This window comes from Vagococcus proximus, from assembly GCF_029143285.1.
Classification (GTDB): Bacteria; Bacillota; Bacilli; order Lactobacillales; family Vagococcaceae; genus Vagococcus_D; species Vagococcus_D proximus.
This window is the reverse complement of record NZ_JAPDSH010000006.1, coordinates 158,884-173,567: the sequence shown is the minus strand read 5'-3', so window position 1 is coordinate 173,567 and position 14,684 is coordinate 158,884. Positions and strand designations below refer to the sequence as shown.

The 14,684-nt window shown below is 36.4% G+C and carries 8 protein-coding genes; all 8 read right to left on the bottom strand.

All coding sequences use genetic code 11. The annotated features are described in order from the left end of the window. The coding region (locus OL233_RS08940; RefSeq protein ID WP_275471968.1) for an N-acetylmuramoyl-L-alanine amidase at positions 1-1,468 on the bottom strand (1,468 nt) is incomplete at its 3' end. 122 nt (positions 1,469-1,590) lie between these two features. After that, complete coding sequence (gene feoB / locus OL233_RS08935; protein ID WP_275471967.1) at positions 1,591-3,489, bottom strand: ferrous iron transport protein B; 1,899 nt, start codon at positions 3,487-3,489, stop codon at positions 1,591-1,593. Positions 3,490-3,492: 3 nt separating this feature from the next. After that, on the bottom strand, positions 3,493-3,723 hold the full coding sequence (locus OL233_RS08930) for a FeoA family protein (RefSeq protein WP_275471966.1): 231 nt from the start codon (positions 3,721-3,723) through the stop codon (positions 3,493-3,495). Between the two features lie 141 nt (positions 3,724-3,864). After that, a complete protein-coding gene (locus OL233_RS08925; protein WP_275471965.1) occupies positions 3,865-5,688 on the bottom strand; it encodes a hypothetical protein in 1,824 nt (607 codons plus the stop codon). A 76-nt stretch (positions 5,689-5,764) separates the two neighbouring features. Continuing rightward, complete coding sequence (locus OL233_RS08920; protein ID WP_275471964.1) at positions 5,765-6,475, bottom strand: GntR family transcriptional regulator; 711 nt, start codon at positions 6,473-6,475, stop codon at positions 5,765-5,767. A 162-nt stretch (positions 6,476-6,637) separates the two neighbouring features. Next, positions 6,638-10,432, bottom strand: coding sequence for a helicase-exonuclease AddAB subunit AddA (gene addA / locus OL233_RS08915; protein WP_275471963.1), 3,795 nt, complete (start codon positions 10,430-10,432; stop codon positions 6,638-6,640). Further along, positions 10,413-13,988, bottom strand: coding sequence for a PD-(D/E)XK nuclease family protein (locus tag OL233_RS08910; protein WP_275471962.1), 3,576 nt, complete (start codon positions 13,986-13,988; stop codon positions 10,413-10,415). Before OL233_RS08910 ends, addA begins: the two co-directional genes overlap by 20 nt. A gap of 112 nt (positions 13,989-14,100) precedes the next feature. Further along, positions 14,101-14,676 carry a signal peptidase I gene (gene lepB, locus OL233_RS08905; protein ID WP_275471977.1) on the bottom strand — a complete coding sequence of 192 codons (576 nt, stop codon included), beginning with the start codon at positions 14,674-14,676 and terminating at the stop codon, positions 14,101-14,103. Between the last annotated feature and the right edge of the window lie 8 nt (positions 14,677-14,684).

Genomic DNA, 14,684 nt, shown 5'->3' with positions numbered 1-14,684 from the left:
CTTTCATTCTTACCACTCGTTTGGAACCCTCTGTATTATATGCTTTGTTATAAACGAAATAAATATCGTCTACAACTTTCATAGTTCTGTTAACTGTTTTTCTAGATTGAATTGTCGCAAAATCTTCTAACGCTCGATGATCAACATAATAATTATCAACTTCTGAATCGCCTGATAATTGATATTCTACTACACCTTCTGACGTTGTAATTTTTTTAATTACGTGAACACTATCTCCGTTGTTACGAACAAACTTAACCGGGTACAAACGAGACGCACCCTTTGTACCATAAGGTTTATTATATAAATAATAGCCTCCATCTTTTATCTTCATATTTTTATTAAGATCTTGACTCTCTTTAACAGTTGCAAGCTCTTTAGAGCCCTCTTCTTTCCCTTTTAACTCATTATATTTTTTTACAACTAAATCATAAAATTCGGACATTGTGTATCCCCACTGTGCAAAGTAAGCAATTGGATCTGTATGGTCTGTACCTCCCCAAAAATTAGCAATTCCATTATGACTAATTATAGATCCTAAACCGTCCGTATCACCAAAAGAAGGCTGTAAATTAAACTCAACTAATTTACTAGCTACCCAATAAGAATCACTATTAACCGATCTAGCAAAATCATCGAACGATTTCGAACGGCATAATTCTATATGAATATAGTATGGATTGGCATTAGGTCCTGCACCCCATGATAAATAGTCTGTTGGTGCAGTTTCAATAACTCTATCACCTGAAGCGTAGGCATGTACAAAAGCATTTTGCCAATTATTAAACATGAAATTAACTTCACCATCAATCGTAGAATTAGGATTAGCTGTTTCATGAATAACAATACCAATAGGTTTACCAAATTTAAACTCATTTTTTGGTGTCGTTCCAAATCGACTATCTCTTGTGACTGTTGGATTTTTAAAGCTTTTTTCAGCTATATATTGGTTCACGTCTGGATATTGTCCAAAACCTGCTTTAACTTCAGGAATCACTTTGAACTCTTCTCCTAATCCATCAGAACCAACAGCTTTAGCTCTATCTTCTGACGTTAAGGCATCAATCATTTTTTGAACTTCTGGATTTGTACTTTTGAATGAAGCACCTCTCAACTCATGCTGTTCAGTAGTCTCTTTCTTTTTAGTCAACTTTTCAGATGATTCATCCGTTACTATTTCTAACTCTGTATCAATCGGATCTGTCTCACTAGTTACCGTTTCTTGCTCCATTTCTGACGCTTCCGGTTCAACTAAACTAGATGACTCTCCTTCTGAGATTTCAGTTTGTTCTTCTGTTCCTATAGTCCCCATTCCTGAAATAATCTCATTGCTTCCAGTTTCTTTAAACTCACTCATTTCACTAGAGTTAACTTCAACACTTGTAGCCATTGCAGATTGAGCTAACAAAGCATTTGAAAGCAATAGACTTGTGATAACCATCCCTGTTAAAATTTTACTTTTTTTCATAATTCCTCCTAAATTTATATACCTATTAATAAAAACCCTATGTTACATTTTACCTTATTTTACCTTCGTTTAAAATACAATATAAAAAAAGCAGGCTATCTAGCCTGCTTTTTTACACAATTTTATACTAATTTAAATGCATGAGCAATAAACGTTGTCAGCATACACGTCACAATTCCCATCACCGTTGGAACGAGGAAGGAGATCCAAGTCCACTTTGCACTTTTAGTTTCCTTATAAATTGTCATTAATGTTGTTGAACATGGCCAGTGGTACAGCGTAAATAATATGGTATTCGCTGCTGTTAACCATGTCCAACCGTTATCTAATAATAAATTTTTAAATTGATCTAATGAGTCAAATTCAAAGAGTGTTGATTTACTCAAGTAACCCATCACCATAATTGGAATAACAATTTCATTGGCAGGTAAGCCCAATATAAACGCCATTAAAATGGTACCATCAAGTCCCATTAAACGAGCGAACGGATCAATCGTTGACGTCACCCACGTCAGGATACTTTGATCCCCTACCATGATATTAGCCATCATCCAAATAACTAGGCCTGCTGGAGCTGCTACGACCATAGCACGCCACAATACAAATAGTGTACGGTCAAAAATAGAACGAACAATCACTGAGCCTACTTTTGGTTTACGATACGGTGGCAATTCTAACGTAAAAGATGACGGCACTCCTTTTAAAATTGTTTTAGATAATAATTGCGAAATCCAAAATGTTGTAAGAACTCCTAAAATAACTACAGCAGCTAGTAAGAAGGCCGACAATAAACTACTACCAAATGTAACCGAGCTTCCTACAAAGAACATAGTAATAATCGAAATTAAAATAGGAAAACGACCATTACATGGAACGAAGTTATTCGTTACAATTGCAATTAGTTTTTCACGTGGGGAATTAATAATACGTGTGCCCGTTACCCCTGCTGCATTACAGCCAAAACCCATACACATGGTTAAGGCTTGTTTCCCGCATGCCCCTGCTTTTGCAAAGAAACTATCTAAATTAAATGCCACACGGGGTAAGTACCCGAAATCTTCTAATAATGTAAAGATTGGGAAAAAAATAGCCATAGGTGGTAACATCACAGAAATAACAGTAGATAATACATTATAGACGCCATCAATAAGTGGTGCTCGTAACCATTCAGGCATATGAATAGCTGCTGCACCTTGATTTAAATAATCCCCAATCGTTGCAAAAAGACTGGCTAACGCATCCGAAGGTACATTAGCCCCTTGTATAGTGAACCAAAATACTAGAACTAGCAGTAAAATCATAATCGGTAACCCTGTACTCTTTTGTGTTAGGATTTTATCTAACTTACGGTCTCGTTTATTATAATCCTCATCTTTTAACTCCACGACATCTTTTGCAATCACAGTTGCTCGGTCAAGTAAGGCTTTTGTATTTTCTTCTTTATTGCCTTTTAAACTTTCAAGTGCATCTTTCATATATGGATTCATCGCGACTTCTTCAGATACAACCTTGGCAAGTTGCTTCATTAAGTCATCTAACCCTTCATTTTGTCTCGCCGCAGTTGCTACGACAGGAACACCAAGTAGTGATTGTAACTTCGGAATATTAATGGAAATGCCTTTTTTCTCAGCTTCATCAATTAAATTCACACATACCACTACTTTTTCAGAAATCTGCATCACTTGTAAGACTAGATTCAAATTACGCTCTAGCGAGGTTGCATCACACACGCAAATCGTTGCTTCTGATAGATCAGATTGAATGAAATCTTGTGCCACTTCTTCTTCTTCTGAATTTGATGATAATGAATATGTTCCGGGCAAATCGACTAAGCAAAAGTTCTCTCCTTTATACTCCGCATTACCTTCAGCAATCCCAACTGTCTTGCCCGGCCAGTTTCCCGTGTGTTGTTTTAACCCTGTAAGTTGATTAAACACTGTACTTTTCCCAACATTAGGATTCCCAGCTAAGGCAATTACATGCCCTTTTTTCTCATTGACTAATTGAAATTCTTCTGTCATCTCCTACTCCTCCACTTCTACTTCAATGTACTTAGCATCATCATTACGTATTGCAATGACGGTCCCTCTTACTTCATAAGCCTTCGGGTCTTTTTTAGGACTAATTAAGACCAGCTTAACTCTTCCTCCCGGATAAAACCCAAGGTCTAATAGACGTTGATTCATTTGTTCATCAGGATGCGCTACTTTTTTAATAACAGCTTCTTCTTTTAATTTTAATTCTAATAGTTTCATTGTAACCCCTCCAAGAAATACTTTTCGGCAAACCTAAACTTTTATTTAATTATACATCAAACTCAAAATATTGAAAAGGCTTTATTGTTATTTCACAAAGAAAAAAGCCCGTGATTTCTCACGAACTTTATTATATTTATGTTATATTTTTAATCCTGTACAAGTGGTTACTCCCTCTATAAAGCTATAAACATCAAGATATGAGCGGTAATCTTTTTCATTATCTCGAATAAATTCAATTAAAGAAGTGGTTTCCTTAATCACTTCTTCTTCTTGCCCTAATGCTTGATAAAATAACACCTTACACCACTTTTCACAAAACAAATCATGATAGCTTAAAACTTGCCAATAATTACGATGCACTTTATTGTCTAATTTTAAATGAGAAACTTTGATCGGAGAAAAACGAATAATAACTTTAGAAATCTCTGTAAACTTACTCGCTAATTCATTATCAATACGAGCACCTTTCCCACTAACATAATCTGGGCTTGACAGTTTCGATAACTGCTCTAGATAAGTGTAGACCTTTTTCCATTCTGACCCATAGGCGCCTTCAAAATACTCTTTGATCACATCCTCAAATAAAAGAGACGGATTCCAACTCAGCTTCGCCATAACATAATTCGGAAAATGATTGGGTAGTCCTACTCTCATTTCTTGGCAACTAATATAACCATTTATACCAACTGTATCTAAGCTTTTCAAGTCACCAGCTATTGTTTTAGATAAACCAATATAGCCTAAATCACCAAAGTGCGTAAAGTTCAATGGTGAATCGTACATCAAACTCTTAATTCGTCTTAGCCCTCTTTTACTTTCTAGCACACGAGCTTCCCCAAGCGTTACCTCAAAAGAATCTCTGTTTGGTACCATAGTTCTCACAAAACGAGTAGGTGACTTAAGATTTTGGAAAACAGAGGCTTTAAAAATACCATATTGTTCTTCAAAACAGAGGCGTGTCAGCAGATTTTCTTGTGTCAAACGTTCATCTAAACGATCAAATATATCAGTATACCTGGCCGTTAAATCAACATTTTGACAATTTACGCACTCACATTTATCATCAAAAACATCCAGTAACTCAATGTGAAGATAGTCTATATCTGGCCTTGATACTGCGTACGATACAATTCCCTCAATAAAATTCTCACAAACTCCCTTATCATACAAACAGAATTTTTTAATATCTTTATTCGGATTATATAGAGCACGTTCGCTATTAAGTAATGCTAATGGCCTACCTTTAGATGCTATATTGTCCTCATCCCAACCTTGTGTTGCTGAAAAATCAACCTTTCCACCAAACCAATCATGACTTAATCGGCTGCAAATAAGTGCACGCTTCGATAATTCATACTCTATTCGTTCAGTCATACTTTCTGCAATAACTAAATTAAATGGTTCTGCTCCTAATTTTGGATTATGTTCATGTTCATACCATCTCTTTAAAAAAATATACGGATTTTTCAAATGAATAAAAAAACTATTTCCCCCTAATTTAGGTAACCAATCAATGAAGTTCAAAACATCTTCTAATGAATCTGCGCCTTCTAGACTAACACCGCGATTATGATAGTGAGCTTGTTCAACTAGTGTAAGAGAGTGCTTTTTTAGATCGATTTTCTCAGGAACATGCTCATGATCAGGTCCTGGTCCTAGAAATAAATAACCACATTCTGTTAAATAACGATAAACACCTAATAAAACAGCACGATCAGAATTTCCAACAATCGCAATATCAGTCCCTCGTGCTTCAATATTATAGCAATCCTTGGCTTCATGATTAACTGACTGTGTCTTAATTGATAAACTTGGATCGATTAATAAATGTACCCCTCGATCCTCTTTCGAAACAGTCGGTTCAAAACGAATTCCTTCTGTTATTTTCATCATATATTTACAAAAATCTTGACGAGCAAATAATAGTGTATCCGTTACTTTATTTACATACACGAGAACCATTCTCTCACACCTTCCCTATATAATTATTTAACAAGCATTAAAAGAACGACACTATAGTAAAAACGGCGAACCGATTTTACTTTTCAAGAATAAACTCAAAACGACTTCCTACATACTGAGAACGAACGTACTCAAATGCACGTCCCTCTTCTAGGTAAGATATCTGTTTTAAGCGTAAAATAGGATCACCTTTTTTTATAGCCAGATAGTCTGCAATCTTCTCAGACGCAACCATCGCTGTCACACGTTGAACAGCTCGACCAATTTTATGATGGTTATCTTTCGTAACGGTTTGATAAAGTGATTGTGTAATCTCTTTTTTATTGTATTGATCAACCAAATCATAAGGAATTGTTGTCACTTCAAAACAAATCGGTAAATCATCCGCATAACGCACACGTTCCATGCGGATAACTTGGCTATCTTCTGTTAAATCTAATTTTTCAATTTCACTTGCACTTGGTTTCGTCACAAAATAAGACACCGTTTTACTTGATGGTTTTTTCCCTTGTGCAGCCATAATCTCAGAGAAACTGGTTGTCCCTGTCATTGTTTCTTGGACTTTTTCCCTTGCGACATATGTACCAGAGCCTACTTTTCTCTCTAATATGCCTTCGTCAGCTAACGCTTGGACTGCTTGTCTTAATGTCATTCGGCTAACACCAAACATCAATGATAATTCTCTTTCTGAAGGCAAACGGTCCCCTACAGACCATTTGCCCATCTCTATTTCTTCTTGAATTTTATCGTGTATCTGAATATATACAGGTAGATTCTTTTTACTCACGATACTCATCCTCTCTAAATCCTATTGGTCTAATTACTTAATCTCTCCATAAAAACTATAACAACGTTTTATTCATACTCTTTCATTATAACTGGTCTAATTATGACTGACAACTTAAAAAGAGCAAAATAAGCGACTATTCACCTATTTTGCTCTTTTATTTTAATAAACATCAATTACTTGATTGCTAGATAGTAAAATCAGTTTTGACTGTGTCACACGTTTGTTTTTTGTTAGAGATAATGCTCTTTCGTATAAGCTGATTTGACCACGGTATTTCTTAACCAATCGCTCTAATTCTACTTCATTTGAGGAATCTTTTAAATGATCTGTTTTGAAGTCATATAAAATGAGATCCTCTTCTGTTTCAACATACCCATCAATAATCCCATGGACGAGTAATTGATCACCTGCAGATTTAGGATAGCCTTTAAAAACTTCCTCTGCACGAAGTAACATAGAAAAAGGCTGTTCACGGTATACCGTCTCACTATGTTTAATTAATTTTTGACCAAACTCTGATTGGAAAAAGCTGACGATTGACTCAACAGAAACAGATGTTGCTAAGACTTCTGTTAAAACTTGATTAGCGACTAACTCATCTAAAATCGATTGAATGACGTGTTCATCAGGGACGGTTGTTAAGTCAATCAACTGCATCACTAAATGGGTAGCTGTCCCAATTTCAGCTGCATTTGGCTTTGTTTCTTCTTTCAAGAAAGCAGGTTTAGCTAATTCATTTTCAACATATCGTCCAACTGTTTTAGCTTCCTCATTCGTTAAATCTAGCGTCAACAATTGACTGTTATCTGGATCTTCAAAGACACGTTTAATCTCTGATACTGATTGATAACTCGTTGTCTGTGTAGCTTGTTCATATAGATACTCGTAAGCCAAGTTGTAACGTGCTTGTTTGACTAATTCTGTCTCCGCTCGTTTTGCTCCCTGTCTTTCTGTCTCAACAAGTAAGCCGCTGTCTACTTTAACTTCGCCTTGGCTTGCTACACGCAAGTCTTCTAAATTACTAAAGGTAATCTTGAAACGACCCGGATGATTATAAACCGTCTCTAACTTCGTAAAACCGTATTCCGTTTGGTACTCTTCCATGTCACGGTGGCGCATCAGAGTCATACCAATCCAATTCATTAGATTTTGATTTTTAAGACGGACTCCATCACCTAATACAACATTTGGCTCATCTGCCCCTAAACTCCATTTTTTCAACGCTTCTTCTTTACTCTTATATGAGCCAACTAAGAAGAGTTTCTCTTCTGCCCTAGTCAATGCCACATAAAGCTTACGCATTTCTTCGGATAAAAGTTGTTTACGTTTTTCTTCACGAATAGCTAAATACGGGAAAGTACGGTAAACCAAACGTTCCTCATTATCCGTATATTTAACCCCTGCACCTAAATCAACATCAAACAGATAACTTTGATTCAAATCCATTAAGTTAAAACGTCTCGTCAAATCAAGAACAAAGACTACTGGAAACTCTAAACCTTTTGATCCGTGAATTGTCATCACTCTAACCGCATCTTCGTTCTCACTTAAATCTGTAGGTTCTGCTAAGTCTTTATCTTTCGCTTGCATTTTTTCAATGAAACGAACAAATTGAAAGAGCCCTTTAAAACTCATCTCTTCATAACTTGTCGCACGTTCGTACAACGCATGAAGATTGGCTTGGCGTTGCTTCCCTGCAGGCATACCACCTACATAATCTAAGAAACCTGTATCTTGATAAACACGCCAAATCAGCTGAACCAATTGGTCACGACGTGCTAATTCACGCCATTCTTGCAACTGATTATAAAAAACTGACAGTTTTTCCACTAACTCTGGCTTATCGGCTTTTTCTTCTCTAAGATACGCTTCTACACCGTCATAAAAGCTACCTTTAGGATAGTTCACACGAATACGAGCTAAATCATTTTCTTTAATCCCCACAATCGGTGAACGTAAAACTGAGGCAAGTGGAATATCTTGATACGGATTATCAATCACATTTAGAAGCGAAACCATAATTTTAATTTCAGTCGCTTGGAAATAATTTTGAGTATCGTTCACTTGTAATGGGATACCTAATTCTTTAAAGATATCTAATAAGACCAGATTATTTTTCTTAGTAGGAGACAACAAGACAATATCACTGTATTTTAAAGCACGTGGTTCTTTCGTCTTTTTATTATAGACCGTCATACCATTTGCCATCATCTCTTTAATCTTATTCCCTACAAGGCGGATTTCCCCCTCTGTTTTATCATCAATTTGAAAGGTATCAGAGACATCTTCCGCGGGGTCACTTGCTTCTTCTTCACCAAATACTGTCTCTTCATTTTCATTTTCAAAAATTAACAGCTCTGGCACCATGCGTTCATCTTCTGGAAACCCTGTAAAACCATTCACTAAACGAGCAGGCTCATCGTATTCTAACTGTCCTACTGATTTATTCATCAGTTGTTGGAAAATTAAATTGGTAAAGTCTAACACTTCACGACGAGACCTAAAGTTTTCTGCCAAAATAATACGACGGCCTTCATCTGATTCTTCATAACGTTCATATTTTTCAATGAAAAGTTGCGGGTCAGCTAACCTAAAGGAATAAATGGATTGCTTCACATCTCCTACCATGAATAAGTTTCCGTCCTCATCATTCGGCTGTCTTAACCAGTATAAAATACTTTCTTGCAATTTATTAATATCTTGATACTCATCTACCAAGACTTCACTAAACAAGTCACGGTAATAGGTAGACGCTTCTGTCCCTTCCCACTGACCTTCAACTTGTTTCGCCAAAATCTGCAAGGTAAAGTGTTCCAAATCATTGAAATCTACTAAGTTTTTTTCTAATTTACGAGCTGCATACGCTTGTTCAAATTTATAAGCGACCTCAGCCATATATGTGACCATCTTCTCAGATTTTGCCATTACTTCTTTCATGACTTCTGGAGATAAACTGAATAATCCTTCTTGCCAAGATGCCACTGCTTTCTTATTGGCATCACGCAAGTCTTTAATTTGATTGTTTAACTCTTTCTCAGCAGGCTCCAACTTAGTCAACGTTGGATAGCGTCCAAACTCTATCGTTTTAAGATACTCATGTAAATTCCCAAGTTGATCTGTCATCACTAATTCTTCTAACATCTCATACACCGCTGCTTCTTCAAGCATTTTTTTATAGACTTTTTCAAAGCGTTCATCTGTCTCGGATAAAGCTAACATTTCCTTCGCATTATGAATCATTTGTTTCACTTCAGACACCACACGAGGTTTTAAGATAGTCTGATATATCGGTGTTTCAGCTAATTCACCTGTCACGCGGTAACCTTCAGCAAGCGAATCTAACCATTCTTTCGGATTAGGATTTGCCCTAGCAAAATCATACAATGAAAAAATCAAACGCGTTAACCCATCATCACTGCGGTCATTCGAAAAATTTTCTGTTAAGTCATAAAATAACTCTGACTCTGATTCATATAATTCCGAACGGACATCATCCCATACATCTTCTTTTAATAGAAGCATCTCTGTCTCATCTGTGAGCAGACGAAAGACTGGATCGATATCAATCAAATAATAATACTTGCGAATAACTTGTAAACAAAATGAATGAAGCGTACTGATAGAAGCTGTCGGAATTAAACTTAACTGATGGACAAAATGACGTTTCGTCTCATCATCAATTTCAGACGTTATTTTTTCTTGAACAGCATCTTGAATACGCTGCTTCATCTCTTTAGCAGCTGCCTCGGTGTACGTTACAATCAATAGTTCATCCACGTTAACGCGCGCTTCAATCTTTTCAATCACACGTTTAACAAGAACTGTCGTTTTCCCAGAGCCTGCCGAAGCCGATACCAAGATATTAGCACCACTGTCATAGATAGCTTGCCACTGGTCATCAGTAAACTGACTATTAGGGTCTCTTAATGGAATATTAGTTGCTTGACTCGTCATCACACAGGCCTCCTTCTGCTTTTTCTTTCATTTTCTGCAACACTTCTTTTTTCGTCATCGACGGTATTTTATTGTAACTATTTTCTTTAAGTAATACATCAAACTGGCACACACTACGGAACGGGCAATATTTACATGCCACTCGCTCTTTACCACGGTAGGCTGGGTCTAACTTCACTTCACCTGCAAAGATTTCTTCTCCCGCTTTTCTAAAGTTTTCTTCATTGTGTGTCATCAGCAAATTAATCTCTTCTTCTGATGCAAATTGTTTAGACGTATAGCTGCCATCTTTTTTCATACCAAATGGGTAGACACTTGATTTGGTTTTCTCCTCTAATGTACGGTCCATTTGCGATAACAGTTTTTCATCATCTAGAAGTAAGCCTTGGTAACCAAATTCTTTTAGTAACTCTTCCTCAGCTAACTCTTCTCCTAAGCTACCTTCTACTACTGGATTTTTGACTTGTAAATAAAAAGCTCCAGCAGGTTTAACCGCTTCTTTACCTACTAGTTTTGCCGCATTACGCATGGCGACATCTAGATACGTAATCATCTGCATCGCTAAACCAAAGTAAACATCTCGGTAATCAAAGCTATGCTTACTTGATTTATAATCAACTACGGACAGATACGTCGTTTCTGCAACTTCCACGGCATCTAAACGGTCAATTTTACCACGCAAAGCTAAATGCTTATCATTTTCTAAATCAAAGGTCAGACTTGATAAACTTTCCTGTGCCATAGCTTGGCCAAATAACACTTCAGTTTGAAGCGTCGATAATCCTGTACGCTGACTTTGACGTCTTAATGTTTGTCCCACTCGTTCGATTGTTCGGCTTAATTGATGTCTAATATACGCCATACGTGGGCTTGCTGAAAGGATTGAGAATTTTGATTCACCCAATATTCCCACTAGGACTTCATCCGATACTGCTTTTAATTCTGATTGAGTTAAGTCACTTAATGTTAAGCCACGACGAATCAAGGTTTTGAATAATTGGTCCAATGTATCATGATAGAAGTCACCTGTTGCGGCTGGACTTAACTCAAATTTATCCCGTTCACGTAAATTTAAGCCATAGGTCATAAAGTATTTATACTGACACTGGTTAAAGCTTTCGATTTTAGAAACCGATCCGTAAACTGTATCCCCGTATAATGCGGTCACTAATTCAGGTGTTAACGTCTCAGGCACATTAAGATGAGTCAAACTTTCAAATAACTTATGAGCAAGCAACCCATATTCATCACTATTTTTTAAATTTTGTTCAAGTAACTGCCACTCTGAAGCCATCGTTAATTCTTTTTCTTCTGCCAAACGATTCATCGCAATTAAATCCGATAGTAATTGACGACTGGACAGAATCTCATTTGGATCAAACTGTGCAACATCCGGTAGGGCTACTTTAGGAATTGGTTTTAAATTTAAATACTTCGAAATAATCCCTAAATACGGTGATATTTTGCTCTCTTTTACCCGGTCACTCGACTTAGGATAACTCAAATACAAGCGGTCTTTAGCTGAATGAAAGGCTAAATAGGCAATATAAGGTTCTTTCGCACTATCACGTTGTGTTTGTTTGGCTAAATACTTCTCTTCTGGTAAGTTTTCAGACATCAACTCACGCTCATAATCAGACAATAGCGTTTTATTTTCCACTTTTTGAGGGAAAGACTGGTCTGATGCACCGATGATAAACGTCACCTTATTTTTCTGGGCATGAATTAAATCAAGAGAAGCTAGACTAACTTGATCAATGGTTGTCGGTACTTTACTATACGTTAAGCCCTCTAACCCTGTTTTTAAAATAACAACAAAGTCATCCAACTGGAAGTCTTCATCCCCTAGAATCGTCACGTAATCATCTAAGAGGTTCATTAGCGCTTGCCATGTTTGCTCATGGATTTTAGCCGTCTCTAAATCACCTTGCTCAATGGCTTGCTGGCGCCAAAATAACAACTCACTCTCAACACCACTTATTTGTAAGAATGAATAGAGTAACGTCGCAGCCTCCCGGCCCGTCTTAGCTTTCTTCAACTTATCGAAGAATGGTACTAACTGTCCCCGAACATCACGTCTCACTTCATTAGAAGTCTCTTGAATCACAACATTTTTATCTACTTTAACAGAATCATCACGGAAATCGTATGATATATATTCCCAGTCTTTTTCCTGAGTCCAATACCATCCTTTATATCCATAAGCTAAGACAACATTTTCAGTTAGGTCAACTTTCTTACGATATTCGCGTCGAGAATTTTGCCAATACTCTACAGAACTTGACTGTTCTATTACAGGAACAAATAATTCTGTTCTTAAAAAACGCATGATATCAGCATATCTAAACTGACGGCGATTGATATCAAATAAACTTGTTAGAAACTCAACAAGTGGATGATGTGTCATCTCAAGTTCTGAATTCAAATAATAAGGAATATCATAACGATCAAAGATAGGCGCAATACTAAACTTATAAGCATCCATGTCTCTCGTCAAAATTTCTATTTCATTATATCTCGCTTCACCCGCAATCACTAAGCGTTTGATTTCCTTAGCTACTGCCGTTAATTCGGTTACGGGATTTGAGGCTGCCCATAATTGAATACGATCTGACTCCAGAGTTACTGGTACTACTTTTGAAGATAAGGACTGACTGTCACACCACATCGTGTCCAATTTTTCAAAATCACTCTTCTCTGGAACCAAACGAGTATCTGTCAAAATTTTAATTTTAAACTGTCTTGCAAAATGGTAAAAATCGTAATAAATTTTTCCTGCATCAAAAAACATATTAAGCTTACTTGGATACTCCTCAAGATAAGGCTTATCTAGAACTAGATTAATAATCACACGCTCTGCCTGTGAAACAAGGACTTGAATTAACTCTTGTTCTCGAGCGGTAAAACGAGAAAATCCTGAAATAACAATCATTACATTGGATAAATCTTTCCCTTTTAAATACTCGGCTAAGTACGTAATTTGTTGGGTAATCCCAACTTGACGAACTCCCAGTTCTAAAATATAAGCTTGGTACAACAAATAAAATTCTGTTGCTTTACGCTTAAAGTCTTCTTCTTTTGAAGAATGACCTAAATTTTGAATTAAATTTTCAAAATCCTCTTCTTCAATCTTTCCATTTTGCAACTCATTGAATAAGTCAGCCAATTGAGAAATAAAACCCGGTTTAGTTGTTTCTCCTTTGAATATAGTTAGCTGTCCTTCATTATCTAATAACACTTTTCTAATTAGCATGTGACTACCTGCTTCAGAGATTTTCTCTTCTTGGTAGACTTTTGTATTTTGAAGGTAATACCACGCTAAACGCGTGAAACTAAACACTTGTAGGCGCGTACTTGCCATAGTGTCTTCCGTATTAAATGGGGGTAACTGATGTAAGTTTTTTAATACGGATACCTCTGTTTCAAATTTTATATGGTTAGGAACTAGATAAAAAACTTCATGTCGCTCATCTTCTACTAGCCAGTCTTTAGCTTTTTCAACTAAGGCAAGTTCGTGATGACAACTTGCTGGACCGTATACAAATTCTAATGACATCTTCTCACACCTTTCCTTTTATGCTCTTCCCTATTTTATCATAGGCCAGTGACAATTGATGACACTTATTCAACAAATAAATAAAAAAAGCTCAGCAATTAAGCTGAACTTTTTATTCTACTTTACCAAATTTGCTTGGTGGCCAGAATGAAAATTTAACATTTCCGGTAATATCTTCAATATTAATGTAACCAATCATACGACCATCTTTTGAAATCTGACGGTTATCACCCATTACAAATAACTTACCTTCTGGAACAGTATCATTGCCATCAAATAGGTTTGCAAGAGCAAACTCACTGTGAATTTTACCATCTTGATCAAGAACTGTCGTTAAGTACTCGCCCTCTTTAAGTTTAGATTTAAATTCATCTAAGTAAGGCTCTTTGATTTCTTTATCATTGATAAATAATTGATCATTAACAAATTTCACTTTATCTCCTGGTAAACCAATGACACGTTTGATATAGCTTTTTTTAGGCTCATCCGGTGCTGGGAATGTTACGATATCAAATCGCTCAATGTCCTTACTTCTCAACGCAAAAACACGTTCTCTATCCGCCATCGTGGGGTCCATCGAATGACCTGATACTAAAACTGGTGTGAAGACAAATTGTCTCACCGCAATTAATACTGCTGCAACGCAGACTAACCATACTATATTACCAATAATCTCTTTTTTAGTGATTGGTTTTT

Excerpts from the sequence above, each read along its gene's own strand:
- OL233_RS08910 (WP_275471962.1), bottom strand. The coding sequence starts at position 13,988 with ATGTCATTAGAATTTGTATACGGTCCAGCAAGTTGTCATCACGAACTT.
- feoB (WP_275471967.1), bottom strand. The coding sequence starts at position 3,489 with ATGACAGAAGAATTTCAATTAGTCAATGAGAAAAAAGGGCATGTAATT.
- OL233_RS08930 (WP_275471966.1), bottom strand. The coding sequence starts at position 3,723 with ATGAAACTATTAGAATTAAAATTAAAAGAAGAAGCTGTTATTAAAAAA.
- OL233_RS08925 (WP_275471965.1), bottom strand. The coding sequence starts at position 5,688 with ATGGTTCTCGTGTATGTAAATAAAGTAACGGATACACTATTATTTGCT.
- addA (WP_275471963.1), bottom strand. The coding sequence starts at position 10,432 with ATGACGAGTCAAGCAACTAATATTCCATTAAGAGACCCTAATAGTCAG.